Raw genomic sequence first — 16446 nt, 5'->3', positions numbered from 1 at the left:
TTAAAAACTTATTTGGTATAATGTCTTATTTAAATAAGCAAGGTTTTGATTTGAACAATTTTTTTATTGAGTATCGTGACCCTATGTTTGGGATTATTATACTTTTTGCCATTATATTTATCATTTCATTTGTCAATTATTGGTGGGGTGTGTTTAAAAGTAAGGAAGAAAAAGAGAGCATTGAGAAGTTCGTCAAAAAATTTGAAATTATCAGTGACGAAAAAGAGTACAAAAAACTTTTGCAAGATGCGGCCATCCCCGTAGAATCTTTGGCGCTTTTAGCTGATGCGTATTCCAAAGGAGGCGATTATGAGAAATCAATCAATATTTATCTTGTCGCACTCAAACGCGTCAAAGACCGCAGTAAAAAACAGTATATCTTATCGGCACTGGGCAAAATCTACTTTAAGGCTGGTTTTTTAAGTCGTAGTGCGGAAGTCTTTTTAGAATCGTTACGGATTCATCCTCGCAATGAAGAGTCGCTCAAATATTTGACCGTCGTTTATGAAAAACTAAAAGAGTACAAAAAAGCAATCGAAGTGTTAGATGCACTAGAAGAATTGGGTGCAAAAGTGAGTAAACAACGCCATTACATCAATGCATTGCAGGTGTGCAATGATATAAAATTAAACAAAAAGCAAAAAGCTGCTAAACTAAAATTATTGTATCATGAGGATAAATTTTTGCAGCGAAAGTATTTTGAGTTTTTGCAACAACATAAACTTGAAATCCATGAAGATGAAATGCGAGATTTTGAATACTTAGATATTATCGATTTGCTGTGGGCGGCAGATAAAGATTGGTTGGATTTATCAAAATATGAGGATACTTTTTTGCGACACATTGCGATGGCAAAAGGCTACATTGCGTTTGAACCCTCTCAAAATTCCTCTTTTGAACTCGAAGTGCTCGGCATCTTAGAAAAGGAACAGTATCACAAAGCAAACTTGAGTTTTCATTATATGTGCAGTGAATGCAAAAATGTTTTTCCTATCTATTTTTATAGATGTCCAAATTGCCAATCTATCGCTACAGCCAAAGTACAAAGCTCTATCGTTAAGGATCATGATGAAGAAAATCTATCTTTTCTCTGATGGTTCCTCTTTGGGAAACCCTGGAGCTGGCGGTTATTGCGCAATTTTAAGGTTTAAAGATCACGAAAAAATTATTAAAGGAGGAGAAAAAGTCGCTACCAACAACCAGATGGAACTAAAAGCCGTAATAGAAGGGCTAAAGGCTTTGAAGAGTCCCTGTGATGTAGAGATAACAAGCGATTCGACGTATGTCGTAAAAGGCATCAATGAATGGTTGGAAAATTGGAAAAAGAAACATTTTGTAAAAATTAAGAATCCTGAATTGTGGAAAGAGTATGTAAAAGTCTCACAACCACATAAAATTCAAGCAAAGTGGGTGAGAGGACATGATGGGCATGAAGAGAATGAGAGATGTGATCAGATTGCCAAGGAAGAAGCAGAGAAGTTACGATAAAAAGAGAAATTTGTAAACGGGAGGTATAGATTTTTGCAACAAAAACTAGAAATATTGCAAAAGCGTTTGGGTTATCAGTTTAAAGATGAGAATCTGATAATCAAGGCTCTTACGCATAAAAGTTATAAACAATCGTATAACAATGAACGATTGGAATTTTTAGGTGATGCGGTTTTGGATTTGATTATCGGGGAATTTTTATTTCACAAATTTCCAAAAGTTGCAGAGGGAGAGCTCTCGAAATTGAGAGCTTCATTGGTGAATGAAAAAAGCTTTCAAAAACTGGCAGAAATCCTAAATTTAGGGGAACATATCTATATTTCACTAGCAGAAGAGAACAACAAAGGGCGTGAAAAATCCTCTTTGCTTTCGAATGCTTTTGAAGCATTGATTGGGGCACTTTATCTAGAAGCCGGATTGGAGCGTGCCAAAGAAATTTCGATTAAACTGCTGAATGAAGCGTATCCAAAAATAGATATGGAAGCAGTTTTTAGAGATTATAAAACCACACTCCAAGAGTTCACACAAGCCAAATATGGCGAGACACCAGAATACCGCTTGATTCACTCTTATGGACCAGATCACAAAAAAGAGTTTGAGATGGCGGTGGTCGTACAAGGCAAAGAGATTTCAAGAGCCAAAGGGAAAAGCAAAAAATGGGCACAACAAGCCTCTGCAGAAATTGCGTTGAAAATATTACGCAAGGGAGAACAATAAGATGAATCAATTCGGTGTGCGGTTTTCTTTTAGTACGTTTGGAGAGTCTCACGGTAAAGCAATTGGATGTTTGATTGATGGCGTGCCCTCCGGCGTTGCGATTGATCTGGATTTTATTCAAGGCGAACTTGACAGACGAAAGCCAGGCACTAATAAATTTTCCACACAACGAAAAGAGGGTGACAAGGTTGAGATACTCAGTGGGGTCTTTGAGGGCAAGAGTACCGGTACCCCGATTGAACTCATCATTTTCAATGAAGATCAAAAAAGTAAAGATTATACCAATGTCAAAGACCTTTTTCGTCCTGGGCATGCTGATTTTACCTATTTTCATAAATATGGCATCAGAGATTATCGTGGAGGGGGGCGAAGCAGTGCTAGAGAAACCGCTTCCCGCGTGGCAGCTGGTGCTGTGGCAAAATTAATTCTCAAAGAGTTAGATATCGAAGTACACAGCGGTATTAGTTCTATTGGTGGAATCGATGGCGATTTGTTTGATTATAAAGCGGCGCGACAGAGTGAGATTTTTGCGCTTGATTCTAAGAAAGAAGCACTTTGGAAAGAGACGATTTTAAAAGCCAAAAATAGCCACAATTCTGTGGGTGGTGTTGCCTGTGTCATGATACAAAATCCTCCCATTGGATTGGGTGAGCCAATCTACCACAAACTCGATGCGGTTTTAGCCAGTGCCATGATGAGCATCAATGGCGTCAAAGCTGTTGAGATTGGTGATGGTATTGAAGCATCCGCAACGCTTGGGTCTCATAATAATGATGAAATTTCATCTCAAGGTTTTCTGAGCAATAAAAGTGGCGGGATATTAGGAGGCATCTCCAATGGTGATGCGATTAATATCAAAGTCTATTTTAAGCCCACACCTTCCATATTTGTAGAGCAAAAAACCGTAGATATCAAAGGCGAAGAGCAAATTTGCGCGCTCAAAGGTCGACATGACCCTTGTATTGCGATTCGTGGTAGCGTCGTGGCAGAGGCCATGGCCGCACTTGTTATTGTGGATATGCTCTTTTTAAATATGAGTGCCAACATTCAAAATGTTAAAAAAGTTTACAATTCATAAGAGACATACGTATCAAAATGGAAATAAAATAATTCCAAGCCCTAATAAAAATATTAAAAATCTTACTATTTTTGAGTGACTTTCATTGACCAGTGCAGATGAAACTGCAGCAAGACCAATAGATATTTTTATAAAGGAGAGCAGGGCAAAGAAAAAATGCTCTTCGGGATATATGAGATATTGATTGGTGATAAATGCAACCGGGATAAGATACAGGCCAATTCCCAAGCGCATCGCTTTTGAGGCAACACCTAACCAATTGGTTTGCGCAATACCCGCTGCGATAAAAACGGTGCCACAAACCGGTGGTGTAATCGTAGAAAGCAGGGCAAACCAAAAGATAAAAAGATGTGTTTGGAGTGCTGATAAACCATATTGCTCCAAAATGGGACCGGCAACGGAAACACAGATGATATAAGCTGCGGTTGTGGGAACTTCCATACCCAAGACTAAGCACGCAAAGGCGGTTAATAGCATCGCAAGCCACAGTTGTCCCCCTGATAAAAATAGTATTTCAGAAGTAATTTTGACACCGACACCCGTGATATTTAAAACACCGATGATGATACTCGCACAAATAATAACTGATGCGATGATGGCAATCTGTTTTGATGCTTCAATTGTGCCTTGGACAAATGTCGTACCCCAATGTCTGAATGATACTTGCCAACTTCGATCTACTAAAAGTAGAAAAATCGTGATAAAGATAGCAATGGCGGCAGAATATTGTGGGGTTTTGTGCATGAGTAAGAGCTCAATCAATAAAGCAGAAAAAGGAATCATAAAAAAAGGTGCAAGCTGTAGGACTAATTTTAAAGTAGGAATCTCTTCATCTCGCATCGCTTCAAGATGATATTTTTTGGCAAAGATATTGATTCCAATCCAAACAGTGAGAAAAAACAGTAATGCCGGGAAAATGGCTGCGGCCATGATGATGGAGTATTTCACGCCTAAGAGTTCTGCCATGATAAAAGCACCCGCGCCCATGAGTGGAGGCATGATTTGACCTCCTGTACTAGCGACGGCTTCCACTGCGGCGGCTAAGGATGGCGGATATTTGAGCCGTTTCATCGTAGGAATTGTAAAAGCCCCCGTAGAGGCGACGTTTGCAGAAGCAGAGCCTGAGATAGAACCAAAAAATGCAGAGGCAAGTATAGAGACTTTGGCCGCACCCCCACGTAATCTTCCGGCGAGTTTGGTTGACATCATCATAAACGCATTGCCCCCTTCTCCCACACCAACAAAAGCACCTAAGATGACAAAAACAGCGATAACATTGACAGATATTCCAGTTAGACTTCCATAAATGCCCCCTTCTGCGATAACAAGGGTACCTAAAAAACTATCTAATGGGATTTCTTGATGACCAAAATTACCCGGTATTAAATGTCCAAAAAGTCCATAAGCCAAAGCGATGAGTGCGGTGAGTGGGAGGGCTAGTTTGATGGATCTTCTAGCCATCTCTAAAACGCTGATAATGAGGCTGATGGCGACAAAGTATTGAAGGGGTCCCTCTAATGAACCATATTGATCCTCTAAATTTGTATGATAAAACAAAATATAAAAAGAAGAAAAAAGGGCACAAACTAATAAAATATAGCCAATATATCGTGTCAAACGAGAAACTGCATCTTGTCTGAATAAGAAAATCCATGGCAATACTAAAGCAAGATGCAAGGGTCTGCTCACAAGATTGGGCATCAATCCTGTAAAAATGATATAAATATGAAAAGCAACCGTCACAAAAGCAAAACAAGCTACGATGAGGTGTGAATATTGTCGTAGCTTGTTATTAATAACACTCATATCTTGATTTATTTCAATCGAGCTGGTAGGTTTGCTTTGACTTCTTCATAATATTTCAACGCCCCTTTGTGAAGTTTGGTATGGAACATATTGAGATTTTTAAACGTAATGGCTTTCCACCAAATGTTCTGTTTTTCTAGGTTTTTCTTTGATTCCCAAAAGGCCTTCGTGAGTTCATAGGCAGTCTTTTCACTCATGTTAGTGGTCGTATAAACACCAACGGGGAGCGTGGTTGTCATGATATCATGATTGATGTTGGGATAGGTGCCTGCTGGGATGACAAGCGGGTCGCGTTTGGTTAATTTAATCTCTTGTGGTGTCATACTGAGGATTTTGATTTTGGTACTCGCTGCGGCTTCGATGACGTTAGGTGCGGGATAGGACCCTGATGTGGCAAAGCCATCAATTTGACCATTTTTGAGTGCGGCAACGGCACCGGAGAGTTCAGCATTGATTAACTTGACTTTTCCCGCTAACCCAAACAATTTGATGTATTTTGCTGCTTCTTTAGCACCAAAACTACCTTTTCCTATCAAGATACTTTTTCCTGCAAGATCTGCAAAGGTGTTAATACCAGAATCTGCGCGTACCACAAAGTGCATTGTCAAAAAGGGAATAGGAAAAAGCGCGCGAATCTTGTCATAACTTTTTGGGTTATCATTTTTAAACATCGCTTTTTTGGCTTGCGCTAATTTGATGAGAACCGGAGGCGTTGTAAAGACATAATTACCCGTTCGTTTTCTGGCTTCTTTGACATTTTGAACCGAACCTTGACTCTCTTCTATGGTTACACTAAGCTTGCCATGTGTGATGTGATTGATATTTTCACCAACTTGGACGGCCATTTGATAATAGGACGATGAAGATTTGGCTGATTTATAGGTGATTCTCGTACTTGAGGCTTGAAGACTTAATCCAAAAACACACAACACTGCCAATGAAATTATTTTGATACGTCTCATGGTTACTCCCTAATATTTTAATTTTGAAAATTATAACAATTTAAGTTTAAGGAGAGCTACAAGTAGTGGAGAATTGTGATATTTTGGGTTTTAAGTGTTGTTATAAATCAATGGACTCAAGGGAAAATTTCCACTTAAGTCCATCGTGTGATATAAAGAATTATAATATTATATTCTCAGTATCCGCTTCTTTGATTTTATTATCAGTGGTGATAAATTCTGGTTTGAGTTTCCTTTTTTTGGAAGAAAACGACAGCATAATTAAAACAGCAAATACTGCTAATCCTGTGGCATAACCACTATTTAGAGCGACCGTATGACTGAGTCCAAACGGAAATACTTTGGCTGTCAATACATATCCGACGATACTCGCACTCATAAAGATAACCGGAACACCGGCAATCCAGAAGTTTTTGCCATGCGCATAAAGATACGCAACAGCGGTCCATAACACAAAAGTAGATAGTAATTGATTACTAAATGAGAAGTAAATCCATATAGATTTAAATCCAATTTTAGTAATGAAATAGGCAATGATAAAAATCGGAATCGCGATTAATAATCGGTTGATAATTTTCCCTTGTGAGAGTTTAAATCGATCAGAAACGCTCAAACGGATTGATCGAAATGCTGTATCACCAGAGGTAATTGGTGCAATAATAACACCTAAAATCGCTAGTAAACCGCCCGCTGCTCCAAGATATCCAACCGTGACTTCATTGACAACAAGACCCGGTCCACCTTTTGTTAGGACTTCATTTAATCCGCTGATTCCATGTGGGAAAAATGCCATACCGACAGAGGCCCAAATCATTGCGATAAAAGATTCTGTTAGCATCGCACCATAAAATACAATACGACCTTTTTTTTCATTTTTTAGTGTTCGCGCTACCATTGGAGATTGTGTTGCGTGAAAACCACTAATAGCACCACAACTAATAGTAAAAATAAGTCCTGGCCAGATTGGTACGCCACCAGGGTGGGTGTAGTTAGCCCAATCAGTAAGTTCTGGTATGGCTAATCCATGATACACCATCGCCCCACCAACACCAAATGCCATAAACATTAAAATGGCGCCGAAGAACGGATAGATACGACCGATAATCTTGTCGATAGGTATAATCGTGGACAAGAAATAATATACGAAAATAATCGCAATCCAAATTTCTTTATTGGCAAACATAGTTCCTTTGAAAACGCCATCGCCCATCGGTTGAAATGTAAGATTTGCCAATAAGGCGGCAGGTCCTACAATAAAAACAATACCCACAAACAAAAGTAACATAACACTAATAAAAAGCATTGCATATCGACTGAATTCACCAAGGTAATCTCCTGTGATTTCAGCCATGGTTTTACCGTTTGATCGTACACTCATCATACCGGACATGTAATCATGTACCCCTCCGGCGAAGATAGATCCAGCGATAATCCATAAAAACGCAATAGGTCCATATAGCGCACCTAGTATTGGTCCAAAAATTGGTCCAAGGCCCGCGATATTTAGGAATTGAATCAAGAAATTCTTTGTCGTGCTCATTGGTACAAAATCGACACCATCAGGTTCTTTAATAGCCGGAGTCTCTCGATTCTCATCAGCACCAAATACTTTCTCTACGTATTTCCCATATGTAAAATATGCCAAGACTAGCAATACTATGGAAGAAAAAAACGTCAACATTGAAATTACCCCCTGTTTAAGATTATACTATGTGATATAGAACATAATATTCCAAAATAATATAACTTTAAATATAAAATAATTATTGAATTAACAGTTTAGTTTTTGTTTTAATAAAAAATTAAAAGATTAAATAAACTGTACTTAGTAGAAAAAATAATAAAAATTATTTTACTTTTTATGATTTTAGTGATATAATATTTCACAACTTTTGTAATCAAAAAAGGATTAAGATGAAGTTACATATCATGATGGTTTTAATAGTATCAGTTTTTTATTCTAGCTTATATTCAAAAGATGTACAATCTACTATTCCCTCTGTCATTTATAAAGGATGCGCGGGTTGTCATGGTGTCGATGGCAAAAATAAAGCGTTTGGGAGAAGTGAAATTATCGCAGGACAAGATGTCGAAGATCTCATCGATAGCATCGATTTTTTTAAAAATAGTCAGTTAAGCAGTCGCAGCGTGACGACGGTGATGGGCAAACAAGTAAAACATTTAAATCAAAAACAAATTCGCGATTTAGCGATATATATCTCAAATTTAGGGGGAAAATAAACATCATGAGACAGATTATCTCTTTGGCGGTGGCCTTTGTGTTTTTTGGCTTAGTAATGGGCACAAATCTCAATGCGAGTGTGATTCGGGGAAAAAAATACTATATCAAACTTTTAAAAACACCATGTGGTTTTTATGGTAGTGAGATGGGAAAAAAACATACGGTTTATGAATGGAGAAATCTATATAAAACCGGACAATTAGCAGCAGAATTGCAAAGAATTTGTCCTACTTCAAAACGAATACAATCCAAAAAACAGTTAAAGCATTTGTCGCAATTCCTTGAATATTTTGCCAGCGATAGTGGTAATGTTCCGAGTTGTAGCCAATAAAATTAAAAAAGACTCGGTTCTCTGAGACTTTTTATTTTAAAAGAAGTTCTATGGATATCAGAATATCCATAGTTCTTAATCTCCTCAACATGTAAAGCCGTCCCATATCCTTTGTGTTTGGCAAATGAATAGTGTGGATATTGATGGCAGATACTGTACATAAACTGATCACGACTGACTTTTGCTAAAATACTCGCCGCACTCACTTCTGGGACTTTTGCATCCGCTTTGATGAGCGTTTGAACACCACTGACGCCAAAAGCGCTATTCCCGTCCATGAGGATTTCGTATTGGGCATTTTGTGCGAGAAAATACTCTTTGATATTTTTTATGGCATAACCAAGACAATAGCTCAACCCTTTGGTATCGACCATTTTATTATCACAAAATACAATTTTATAGTCAGAAAACGCTTTGATTTTGGCAAACAAAGCATCACGTTTTGCTTCGCTTAGTATTTTGGAATCTGCAAGACCTTTTATCTCACGGTTCAAAACAACACCCGCGACGACTAAAGGTCCTGCGATACATCCCCTGCCAGCTTCATCGATTCCACACAACATTATCATTCCCCTTTTATAAACGATATTACTGTTTTATAGTAGCATGTTATAGCTATCATGAGCGTTAATTTTGTAGGGCCCAATCCCAAAAGGGAATCAAGACAAAAGTCACGCCATCTTGTTCAAATGCTCCTTCATTACCCAATGTGGTAATCCAGATTTTTTTAGCTTGCAATGCACTAAGATGCGAAATCATCTTCTTGACTTTGGCTTTGATTGAAACAATAGGTGTAAAAGGAGCACAGATGATACCTTCGTGTTCTAAAGGCAACCAAAAATCGATAATATCATTGTAAAAAATCTCTTTGTTACGTTTGTACAATTCTAAAAAGACCATATTTTCAAACCGTTTCAAAAAATCTCTCTTAAATGAGAGGGCATTTTTCAGGGCAAAATCAAAAAGATAGACTTTTTTGGCTGCCTTGGGTTGTTGATATTTCTCAAGAAGTACAATCAATTCTCTATGTTGTAAATCAGCACTGCATTTATATATAAAATCTTTTGATATTTTCATCTTTGGTTTGAGTTGATTATAAAGTTGAAAGAGAGATATTTTTGTTCCCTGTAATTCACAAAACTTTTTAAAGACAAGAAATTCATTGCGAGTTTGAAAAAGATCTCTGGTTATTTTTTGCATCTTATTATATCTGTCATTATCATGATAGGTTGCAATCTCAGGAAAGGAACCTTGGTTGGCAAACTGATTAAAAAGTTGTTCGATATTGGAGTGTTTTTTATCAAAAAGAATAAACTCTTCGAAATCTAGAGGATATAATGAAATAGTATGAAAATTTTCAAGTCGACGGGTTGAATCATCAGAAGTGATGATAATTTTGTCAACTTTAGGAAGATTAATAGAAAAATCAAAATTTTCCAAAATTAAGAGTTTAATGTGGTTGTTTTGGATAAAAGTTTCCAATTTTTTACTCTCGATTTCTTCTGTGTTGAGTCTCTCATCTAAAAAATCAATATAAAGATAAGATGAGACAGCATACTCTTGTAGATAATCGATGACTAAATGGGACTTTCCACTTTTTCTAGGCCCTAAAATCAACGTCTTATTAGATAAAATTTTTGTTTTTCGATCAAAATAAGTGTCGTTTTTATAATGTATCTCATAGAGTGTTTCAAGCAAATTCATGAAAAAATTATATTTGTTTCCTTCTTAAAAGGAAATAAAATCGATATAAATTCTCCCTGATGCCCTAAAATATTGACTTTTTAATTAAATTTAAGTACAATCTCATTCCTTAATCGTCATCGTTTGAGGTGACAAGTTCTTTTTTTAGGGGTAATTATGGAAAAAATACGACTTAAACTCAAGGCACATGACCATAGAGTTTTAGACCGATCTGTTGCAGCTATTGTAGAAGCTGTTAAGCGAACTGGAGCCGAAATTAAAGGTCCAATTCCTATGCCTACGAAAATTAAGCGCTATACAGTGCTTAAATCACCACACGTAAATAAAGATTCAAGAGAACAATTTGAAATTAGAATACATGCCCGTATGATTGATATCATATCTGCTACGACTGATACTGTTGACTCTCTCATGAAGCTTGATCTTGCTCCTGAGGTGAATGTAGAAGTTAGAGCGATGGGTAAGTAGGGAGTAATGATGGAATATATAGTAGAAAAAATTGGAATGAGTAGAACCATAGCAGTACCAAGCATTCCTGTAACATTACTAAAGGTAAAAGAAGCAAAGGTTTGTGAAATTACTAATGATAAGCAAGCAATCGTTGCTTATGCCAGTGGTAAAAAGATGAACAAAGCCATTGCCGGACAACAAAAGAAATACAATCTTAGTGGAGAATTTAATCGATTTGCTACTTTGAGTGTTTCTAATGCTGAAGTCGGTGATATTGATACTTCTGTAATCAGCGATACCAAAATAATCAAAATATCTTTTGATTCTAAAGGTAGAGGTTTTGCCGGTGTTATGAAACGTTATAACTTCGCAGGTGGCCCTGGTGGACATGGTAGCCGTTTTCACAGAGCTCCAGGTTCAATTGGTAACTGTGAATGGCCAGGTCGTGTTCAAAAAGGTAGAAAAATGCCAGGACACTACGGAAACGCAAAAACAACAGTAAAAAATGAAGTCGTCTCTTTTGATGCAGAAAATGGAATTTTAGCCGTTAAAGGTTCAGTTCCAGGCGCAAATGGAGCACTTGGAAGAATGAGGATAGTTAAATGAGTAGTGCAATCGTACTAAATGAAAAATTTGAGAATGCTGGAGAACTTTCACTTCCAGCGGATTATGAAACAATCCACTCACATAACTTATACCTATATGTAAAATCTTATCTAGCAAGTGTTCGTGCCAATACTGCACACTCAAAAACTAGATCTGATGTTAGTGGTGGTGGTAAAAAGCCTTGGGCACAAAAAGGTAAAGGTGGCGCGCGTGCGGGTTCATCTAGAAGTCCTGTTTGGGTAGGCGGCGGTGTTGCCTTTGGACCAAAAGCAAACAGAAATTACAACCAAAAAGTCAACAAAAAACAGAAAAAACTAGCGTTACAATATGCATTGAACGAAAAAGCAGTGGCCAACTCTTTGTTTGTTGTTGATTCTATTGCAATCGAGTCTGGTAAAGCAAAAGATGCAGCAGCATTGATAAAAACACTGGGTGCAAGAGATGCTTTGATAGTAAAAGAATTAGTAGATGAAAAAACATTTTTAGCATTTAGAAATTTGAAAAATTGCTATCTCATAGAAGCAAATGAGTTAAATGCCTATTTAACGACTGCATACTATACTGTAGTGATTGAAAAATCAGTACTTGAAACAATTACAAAAGAGGGCTAATCATGGCAGATATAACCGATATAAAAGCAATTCTTTATACCGAAAAGAGTTTGAGCCTTCAAGAAAACGGTACCGTTGTTATTCAAACATCAACTAGAATGACAAAAAATCGTCTAAAAGAGGTTTTAAGAGAATATTTTGGCTTTACACCTTTAAAGATAAATTCAATGAAAGTGTTAGGAAAAGTTAAAAAATTCAAAGGCGTTCAAGGGAAAAGAACCGATACTAAAAAATTCTATGTTCAGTTACCAGAAGGTGCTAAACTAGAGAATTTGGAGGCGTAATATGGCAATAAAATCATACAAACCATACACTCCAAGCCGTCGATATGTTACCGGTTTGGATTCAAGCGATATTACTGCTAAGGCAGGTGTTGCTTCATTGTTAAAAAAATTACCAGTAAGTGCTGGTAGAAATAACAATGGTAGAATCACATCTCGTCATAAGCAAGGTGGCGCAAAGCGTCTTTATAGAATCATTGATTTTAAAAGAAGAAAATTTGATATCGAAGGTGTTGTCAGTGCTATAGAATACGATCCAAATAGAAATTGTCGTATTGCTTTGATTACATACGTTGATGGAGAAAAAAGATATATTATCCAACCATCTGGCTTGAAAGTCGGAGATAAAATTTCTTCTGCTGAAGCGGGACTTGATATCAAGCCTGGTAATGCTATGAAAATGAAAAATATACCTGTGGGTACTATTATTCACAATATTGAGATGAAACCTGGTCATGGGGCACAAATTGCACGAAGTGCGGGTGGATATGCTCAACTTATGGGTAAAGAAGAAAAATATGTCGTTCTAAGACTACCAAGTGGTGAAATGAGACAAGTTTTAAGCGAATGTATGGCAACAATTGGAACCGTTGGTTGTGAAGATTGGGCTAATGTCGTTATCGGTAAAGCGGGACGAAATCGTCATCGTGGTATCCGACCTCAAACTCGAGGTAGTGCTATGAACCCAGTTGATCACCCACATGGTGGTGGTGAAGGTAAAAAGAACTCAGGTCGTCACCCTGTTACTCCTTGGGGTAAACCAACCAAGGGTGCTAAAACTCGTAGACGTAAAGCGAGTGACAAACTGATAATTTCTAGAAAAAAAGGAAAGTAGATGGCAAGAAGTCTAAAAAAAGGTCCTTTTGTAGATGCGCATTTAGCTAAGAAAGTATTAGCGGCAAAAGAAGAAAATTCTAATAAACCGATTAAAACTTGGTCAAGAAGAAGTACCATAACTCCTGATATGATTGGATTAACATTCAACGTACACAATGGAAGAAATTTTATCCCTGTTTATGTCACTGAAAATCACATCGGATATAAAATGGGTGAATTTGCTCCAACACGAACATTTAAAGGCCATAAAGGCTCTGTTCAAAAGAAAATTGGTAAGTAGGGGTATGGCATGAGTAAAGCAATATTGAAATTTATTAGATTATCTCCTACAAAAGCAAGATTAATTGCACGAGAAGTGCAAGGAATGAACGCAGAAGTAGCACTTGCAAGTTTGGAATTTACTCCAAACAAAGCAGCACAAGTTATATCTAAAGTGATCGCATCTGCTGTTGCAAACGGTGGTTTCGAGCCAGAAGAAGTAATTGTGTCATCATGTAGAGTGGACGCTGGCCCGGTACTAAAAAGATTTAGACCAAGAGCAAGAGGTAGTGCTAGTGGTATCAGGAAGCCTACTTCACATGTATTTGTTGAAGTAAATCAAGCTGCAAAGAAGGAAGACTAAGATGGGTCAAAAAGTAAATCCAATTGGTTTAAGACTTGGCATAAATAGAAATTGGGACTCAAGATGGTTTCCAAGTGGTGCAAGTTTGGCGACAAATATCGGTGAAGATCATAAAATAAGAACGTTTCTAAAAAAAGAACTTTATTACGCTGGCGTCAGTCAAATTGTTATTGAGCGAACAGCAAAAAAACTGAGAGTAACTGTCGTTGCAGCACGCCCAGGTATCATCATTGGTAAAAAGGGTGCTGATATCGAAAAGTTAAGAGTAAAACTCAACAAACTTATCGGTAAAGATATTAATGTAAATATCAAAGAAGAGAGAAAAGCACAAGCATCAGGTCAATTGTGTGCCGAAAATGTTGCAATGCAATTAGAACGTCGAGTTGCTTTTAGACGTGCGATGAAAAAAGTAATCCAAGGTGCCCAAAAATCAGGTGCCAAAGGGATTAAAATTGCTGTAGCAGGTCGTCTTGGTGGTGCTGAGATGGCAAGAACTGAATGGTACCTAGAAGGAAGAGTTCCGCTTCATACATTAAGAGCAAAGATTGATTATGGCTTTGCAGAAGCGCATACAACCTATGGTATTATCGGTATCAAAGTATGGATCTTCAAAGGTGAAGTGTTAAGCAAGGGTGTCCCTGCTGAAAAACATGAAACAGAAGAGAACAGAAAACCAAGAAGAAGAGGTAAAAACTAATGTTAATGCCTAAGAGAACAAAATATAAAAAACAAATGAAGGGCAGAAATCGTGGAAAGTCTTTTAGAGGAAACTCTATTGCTTTTGGCGATATTGCACTAAAAGCAACTGAAGCGGGTCGTATTGATTCTCGTCAAATCGAAGCAGCTAGAATTGCTATGACTCGACGTGTTAATCGTGCGGCAAAAACATGGATCCGTGTTTTCCCAGACAAACCTCTAACAGCAAAACCGTTAGAAACAAGAATGGGTAAAGGTAAAGGTGCTGTTGATAAGTGGGTTATGAATATTAAGCCAGGCCGTATTATATATGAAATGGCAGGCGTAAGTGAAGAACTTGCTCGAGAAGCGTTAACACTTGCAATGCACAAGCTACCATTTAAGACTAAGATTATCACTAAAGCGAGCGAAAATGAACTATACTGATCTAAAAGAAAAAAGCGCTTTAGAGCTTTTAGAGTTATTAAAAGAAAAAAAGGTGCTTTTGTTTACATTAAAGCAAAAGCTAAAAACAATGCAACTAACTAATCCTAATGAATTAAGAGAAGTTAGAAGAGATATTGCGCGTATTAATACGGCTATTTCCGCTCAAAATAAGTAATTAGGGGAAAGTAATGGCTTTAAACCGAGAAATTCAAGGCGTAGTTGTGCAAAAAGCTGGCGATAAAACAGCTACGATATTGGTGGAACGAAAAGTAATGCATCCAAAATATCGCAAATTCGTAAAACGTTTTAAAAAATACCTGGTACATGATGAGAGCAATCAAGTCAAAGCCGGTGATGAAATTATAGCGATTGAGTGTCGACCACTTTCTAAAAGAAAAGCTTTTAGATTGAAAAAAATTGTGACAGTAGGAGTTGAGTAATGATTCAAAGTTTTACTAGACTATCTGTTGCTGACAATAGTGGTGCAAAAGAGATCATGTGTATAAAAGTATTAGGTGGTAGTAAAAGAAGATATGCAAGTGTTGGTGATGTCATCGTCGCTTCTGTTAAAAAAGCAATCCCTAATGGTAAAGTTAAAAAAGGTCAAGTGATCAAGGCAGTTGTTGTTCGAACAAAGAAAGAGATTCAAAGAGAAAATGGTTCTTTGATTCGATTTGATGAAAACGCAGCAGTAATACTTGATAGTAAAAAAGAACCTATCGGAACCAGAATTTTTGGACCGGTTGGTAGAGAAGTAAGATATGCAAACTTCATGAAGATAGTTTCACTTGCTCCGGAGGTATTATAATGGCGATTAAATGTAAAATTAAAAAAGGCGATAGCGTTAAAATTATCGCTGGAGATGACAAAGGGAAAGTTGCTAAAGTAACAGCAGTATTTCCAAAAAGCTCTAAAGTAATCGTAGAGGGATGCAAGGTTGTCAAAAAAGCGATTAAGCCTGATGATAATAACCCAAAAGGTGGCTTCGTCAATAAAGAAACACCGATTGATATCTCAAACGTAGCAAAAGTTGAGGGTGAATAATGAATAGATTAAAAGCAAAATTAAGTGCTGAAATCCAACCAGCGCTCGTCAAAGAATTTGACATCAAAAACCCTATGTTAACACCAGCTATTGAAAAAGTTGTGATTAGCGTTGGTGCTGGTGAAGAAGGAAAAGATAACAAAATAATACAAAATATTACGGATACTATTTCCTTGATCGCTGGACAAAAAGCGGTCGTCACTTTAGCAAAAAAATCAGTGGCGGGTTTCAAAGTTAGAGAAGGGTACCCTGTTGGCGTAAAAGTAACACTAAGAGATGAGAGAATGTACGCATTTCTTGATAAATTGATTTCTGTGGCTCTTCCTCGTGTGAAAGATTTCCGTGGTCTTCCTCGCAATGGATTTGACGGTAGGGCAAACTACAATTTTGGTTTAGATGAGCAGTTGATGTTTCCAGAAGTTGAATATGATAATATTCTTAAAACACATGGTATGAACATAACAATTGTAACTACAGCCGGTGACGACAAGCAAGCGTTTAGATTGCTTGAGCTAATCGGGCTACCATTCGCAAAGGGTCGTTAA

25 protein-coding genes are annotated in these 16446 nt (G+C 37.4%); 20 read left to right on the top strand and 5 right to left on the bottom strand.

From position 1 onward, the window contains the following. The first annotated feature begins 50 nt into the window (after positions 1-50). Genes SFB89_RS10660 through aroC form a run of 4 tightly spaced genes read left to right on the top strand, consistent with a single transcriptional unit; the run spans position 51 to position 3283 of the window. Positions 51-1094 carry a tetratricopeptide repeat protein gene (locus tag SFB89_RS10660; protein WP_331774673.1) on the top strand — a complete coding sequence of 348 codons (1044 nt, stop codon included), beginning with the start codon at positions 51-53 and terminating at the stop codon, positions 1092-1094. Beyond that, positions 1069-1488 carry a ribonuclease HI gene (gene rnhA / locus SFB89_RS10655; protein ID WP_331774672.1) on the top strand — a complete coding sequence of 140 codons (420 nt, stop codon included), beginning with the start codon at positions 1069-1071 and terminating at the stop codon, positions 1486-1488. Before SFB89_RS10660 ends, rnhA begins: the two co-directional genes overlap by 26 nt. 33 nt (positions 1489-1521) lie before the next feature. Then, positions 1522-2205, top strand: a complete 684-nt coding sequence (gene rnc, locus SFB89_RS10650; protein WP_331774671.1) for a ribonuclease III — start codon at positions 1522-1524, stop codon at positions 2203-2205. Position 2206: 1 nt separating this feature from the next. Next, positions 2207-3283: a chorismate synthase gene (gene aroC, locus SFB89_RS10645; protein ID WP_331774670.1), complete on the top strand. Its 1077-nt coding sequence runs from the start codon at positions 2207-2209 to the stop codon at positions 3281-3283. 12 nt (positions 3284-3295) lie between these two features. On the opposite strand, the gene SFB89_RS10640 is transcribed toward aroC, so the two are convergent. The 3 genes from SFB89_RS10640 to SFB89_RS10630 form a co-directional block, all read right to left on the bottom strand. Further along, positions 3296-5089: a TRAP transporter permease gene (locus SFB89_RS10640; protein WP_331774669.1), complete on the bottom strand. Its 1794-nt coding sequence runs from the start codon at positions 5087-5089 to the stop codon at positions 3296-3298. A gap of 8 nt (positions 5090-5097) precedes the next feature. Beyond that, positions 5098-6051 (bottom strand): TAXI family TRAP transporter solute-binding subunit, encoded by a 954-nt coding sequence (locus tag SFB89_RS10635; protein ID WP_331774668.1) that lies wholly within the window; start codon positions 6049-6051, stop codon positions 5098-5100. A gap of 160 nt (positions 6052-6211) precedes the next feature. Further along, positions 6212-7732 carry a carbon starvation CstA family protein gene (locus SFB89_RS10630; RefSeq protein WP_331774667.1) on the bottom strand — a complete coding sequence of 507 codons (1521 nt, stop codon included), beginning with the start codon at positions 7730-7732 and terminating at the stop codon, positions 6212-6214. Between the two features lie 233 nt (positions 7733-7965). Here SFB89_RS10630 and SFB89_RS10625 point away from each other — a divergent pair, with 233 nt between their 5' ends. Next, on the top strand, positions 7966-8292 hold the full coding sequence (locus SFB89_RS10625) for a c-type cytochrome (protein ID WP_331774666.1): 327 nt from the start codon (positions 7966-7968) through the stop codon (positions 8290-8292). 5 nt (positions 8293-8297) lie between these two features. Further along, positions 8298-8624, top strand: a complete 327-nt coding sequence (locus SFB89_RS10620; protein ID WP_331774665.1) for a cytochrome C — start codon at positions 8298-8300, stop codon at positions 8622-8624. 2 nt (positions 8625-8626) lie between these two features. Here the strand turns inward: SFB89_RS10620 and SFB89_RS10615 are convergent, their stop codons facing one another. Together SFB89_RS10615 and SFB89_RS10610 are read right to left on the bottom strand one after the other, a co-directional pair. Then, the gene (locus tag SFB89_RS10615; protein WP_331774664.1) at positions 8627-9193 is read right to left on the bottom strand and encodes a ribonuclease HII; all 567 of its coding nucleotides are present in this window, start codon (positions 9191-9193) and stop codon (positions 8627-8629) included. 58 nt (positions 9194-9251) lie between these two features. After that, on the bottom strand, positions 9252-10328 hold the full coding sequence (locus SFB89_RS10610; RefSeq protein WP_331774663.1) for an ATP-binding protein: 1077 nt from the start codon (positions 10326-10328) through the stop codon (positions 9252-9254). A gap of 156 nt (positions 10329-10484) precedes the next feature. Here SFB89_RS10610 and rpsJ point away from each other — a divergent pair, with 156 nt between their 5' ends. From rpsJ to rplE, 14 genes are read left to right on the top strand one after another with little or no spacing between them, the layout of a single operon-like run. Beyond that, positions 10485-10796 carry a 30S ribosomal protein S10 gene (gene rpsJ, locus SFB89_RS10605; RefSeq protein ID WP_331774662.1) on the top strand — a complete coding sequence of 104 codons (312 nt, stop codon included), beginning with the start codon at positions 10485-10487 and terminating at the stop codon, positions 10794-10796. A gap of 9 nt (positions 10797-10805) precedes the next feature. Further along, complete coding sequence (gene rplC, locus SFB89_RS10600; protein ID WP_331774661.1) at positions 10806-11384, top strand: 50S ribosomal protein L3; 579 nt, start codon at positions 10806-10808, stop codon at positions 11382-11384. Continuing rightward, a complete protein-coding gene (rplD, locus tag SFB89_RS10595) occupies positions 11381-11995 on the top strand; it encodes a 50S ribosomal protein L4 (protein ID WP_331774660.1) in 615 nt (204 codons plus the stop codon). Before rplC ends, rplD begins: the two co-directional genes overlap by 4 nt. 2 nt (positions 11996-11997) lie before the next feature. Beyond that, positions 11998-12279 carry a 50S ribosomal protein L23 gene (locus SFB89_RS10590; RefSeq protein ID WP_331774659.1) on the top strand — a complete coding sequence of 94 codons (282 nt, stop codon included), beginning with the start codon at positions 11998-12000 and terminating at the stop codon, positions 12277-12279. 1 nt (position 12280) lies between these two features. Beyond that, positions 12281-13111, top strand: coding sequence for a 50S ribosomal protein L2 (gene rplB / locus SFB89_RS10585; RefSeq protein ID WP_331774658.1), 831 nt, complete (start codon positions 12281-12283; stop codon positions 13109-13111). After that, on the top strand, positions 13112-13393 hold the full coding sequence (rpsS, locus tag SFB89_RS10580; RefSeq protein ID WP_331774657.1) for a 30S ribosomal protein S19: 282 nt from the start codon (positions 13112-13114) through the stop codon (positions 13391-13393). A gap of 9 nt (positions 13394-13402) precedes the next feature. After that, entirely contained in the window at positions 13403-13735 is a 333-nt protein-coding gene (gene rplV, locus SFB89_RS10575; protein ID WP_331774656.1) for a 50S ribosomal protein L22, read from the top strand. A 1-nt stretch (position 13736) separates the two neighbouring features. Further along, positions 13737-14432, top strand: coding sequence for a 30S ribosomal protein S3 (rpsC, locus tag SFB89_RS10570; RefSeq protein WP_331774655.1), 696 nt, complete (start codon positions 13737-13739; stop codon positions 14430-14432). Further along, positions 14432-14857, top strand: a complete 426-nt coding sequence (rplP, locus tag SFB89_RS10565; protein WP_331774654.1) for a 50S ribosomal protein L16 — start codon at positions 14432-14434, stop codon at positions 14855-14857. Before rpsC ends, rplP begins: the two co-directional genes overlap by 1 nt. Continuing rightward, entirely contained in the window at positions 14844-15032 is a 189-nt protein-coding gene (gene rpmC / locus SFB89_RS10560; RefSeq protein ID WP_331774653.1) for a 50S ribosomal protein L29, read from the top strand. The genes rplP and rpmC overlap by 14 nt, the downstream gene beginning before the upstream one ends. Positions 15033-15045: 13 nt before the next feature. Then, positions 15046-15297: a 30S ribosomal protein S17 gene (rpsQ, locus tag SFB89_RS10555; protein WP_331774652.1), complete on the top strand. Its 252-nt coding sequence runs from the start codon at positions 15046-15048 to the stop codon at positions 15295-15297. After that, positions 15297-15665 carry a 50S ribosomal protein L14 gene (gene rplN / locus SFB89_RS10550; protein WP_331774651.1) on the top strand — a complete coding sequence of 123 codons (369 nt, stop codon included), beginning with the start codon at positions 15297-15299 and terminating at the stop codon, positions 15663-15665. The genes rpsQ and rplN overlap by 1 nt, the downstream gene beginning before the upstream one ends. Further along, the gene (gene rplX, locus SFB89_RS10545) at positions 15665-15901 is read left to right on the top strand and encodes a 50S ribosomal protein L24 (RefSeq protein ID WP_331774650.1); all 237 of its coding nucleotides are present in this window, start codon (positions 15665-15667) and stop codon (positions 15899-15901) included. Before rplN ends, rplX begins: the two co-directional genes overlap by 1 nt. Further along, positions 15901-16446, top strand: coding sequence for a 50S ribosomal protein L5 (gene rplE, locus SFB89_RS10540; protein ID WP_331774649.1), 546 nt, complete (start codon positions 15901-15903; stop codon positions 16444-16446). The genes rplX and rplE overlap by 1 nt, the downstream gene beginning before the upstream one ends.

Source organism: Sulfurospirillum sp. 1612 (assembly GCF_036556685.1).
Classification (GTDB): Bacteria; Campylobacterota; Campylobacteria; order Campylobacterales; family Sulfurospirillaceae; genus JAADIZ01.
This window is presented reverse-complemented; position numbering and strand designations above follow the sequence as displayed.

Excerpts from the sequence above, each read along its gene's own strand:
- SFB89_RS10610 (WP_331774663.1), bottom strand. The coding sequence starts at position 10,328 with ATGAATTTGCTTGAAACACTCTATGAGATACATTATAAAAACGACACT.
- rpmC (WP_331774653.1), top strand. The coding sequence starts at position 14,844 with ATGAACTATACTGATCTAAAAGAAAAAAGCGCTTTAGAGCTTTTAGAG.
- SFB89_RS10590 (WP_331774659.1), top strand. The coding sequence starts at position 11,998 with ATGGCAGATATAACCGATATAAAAGCAATTCTTTATACCGAAAAGAGT.
- SFB89_RS10620 (WP_331774665.1), top strand. The coding sequence starts at position 8,298 with ATGAGACAGATTATCTCTTTGGCGGTGGCCTTTGTGTTTTTTGGCTTA.
- rplV (WP_331774656.1), top strand. The coding sequence starts at position 13,403 with ATGAGTAAAGCAATATTGAAATTTATTAGATTATCTCCTACAAAAGCA.
- rplC (WP_331774661.1), top strand. The coding sequence starts at position 10,806 with ATGGAATATATAGTAGAAAAAATTGGAATGAGTAGAACCATAGCAGTA.
- SFB89_RS10615 (WP_331774664.1), bottom strand. The coding sequence starts at position 9,193 with ATGATAATGTTGTGTGGAATCGATGAAGCTGGCAGGGGATGTATCGCA.
- SFB89_RS10635 (WP_331774668.1), bottom strand. The coding sequence starts at position 6,051 with ATGAGACGTATCAAAATAATTTCATTGGCAGTGTTGTGTGTTTTTGGA.
- rpsJ (WP_331774662.1), top strand. The coding sequence starts at position 10,485 with ATGGAAAAAATACGACTTAAACTCAAGGCACATGACCATAGAGTTTTA.
- rplB (WP_331774658.1), top strand. The coding sequence starts at position 12,281 with ATGGCAATAAAATCATACAAACCATACACTCCAAGCCGTCGATATGTT.
- rplD (WP_331774660.1), top strand. The coding sequence starts at position 11,381 with ATGAGTAGTGCAATCGTACTAAATGAAAAATTTGAGAATGCTGGAGAA.
- rpsS (WP_331774657.1), top strand. The coding sequence starts at position 13,112 with ATGGCAAGAAGTCTAAAAAAAGGTCCTTTTGTAGATGCGCATTTAGCT.
- SFB89_RS10640 (WP_331774669.1), bottom strand. The coding sequence starts at position 5,089 with ATGAGTGTTATTAATAACAAGCTACGACAATATTCACACCTCATCGTA.
- rnhA (WP_331774672.1), top strand. The coding sequence starts at position 1,069 with ATGAAGAAAATCTATCTTTTCTCTGATGGTTCCTCTTTGGGAAACCCT.
- SFB89_RS10625 (WP_331774666.1), top strand. The coding sequence starts at position 7,966 with ATGAAGTTACATATCATGATGGTTTTAATAGTATCAGTTTTTTATTCT.
- aroC (WP_331774670.1), top strand. The coding sequence starts at position 2,207 with ATGAATCAATTCGGTGTGCGGTTTTCTTTTAGTACGTTTGGAGAGTCT.
- rplX (WP_331774650.1), top strand. The coding sequence starts at position 15,665 with ATGGCGATTAAATGTAAAATTAAAAAAGGCGATAGCGTTAAAATTATC.
- rplE (WP_331774649.1), top strand. The coding sequence starts at position 15,901 with ATGAATAGATTAAAAGCAAAATTAAGTGCTGAAATCCAACCAGCGCTC.
- rplN (WP_331774651.1), top strand. The coding sequence starts at position 15,297 with ATGATTCAAAGTTTTACTAGACTATCTGTTGCTGACAATAGTGGTGCA.
- rplP (WP_331774654.1), top strand. The coding sequence starts at position 14,432 with ATGTTAATGCCTAAGAGAACAAAATATAAAAAACAAATGAAGGGCAGA.
- rpsQ (WP_331774652.1), top strand. The coding sequence starts at position 15,046 with ATGGCTTTAAACCGAGAAATTCAAGGCGTAGTTGTGCAAAAAGCTGGC.
- SFB89_RS10630 (WP_331774667.1), bottom strand. The coding sequence starts at position 7,732 with ATGTTGACGTTTTTTTCTTCCATAGTATTGCTAGTCTTGGCATATTTT.
- rpsC (WP_331774655.1), top strand. The coding sequence starts at position 13,737 with ATGGGTCAAAAAGTAAATCCAATTGGTTTAAGACTTGGCATAAATAGA.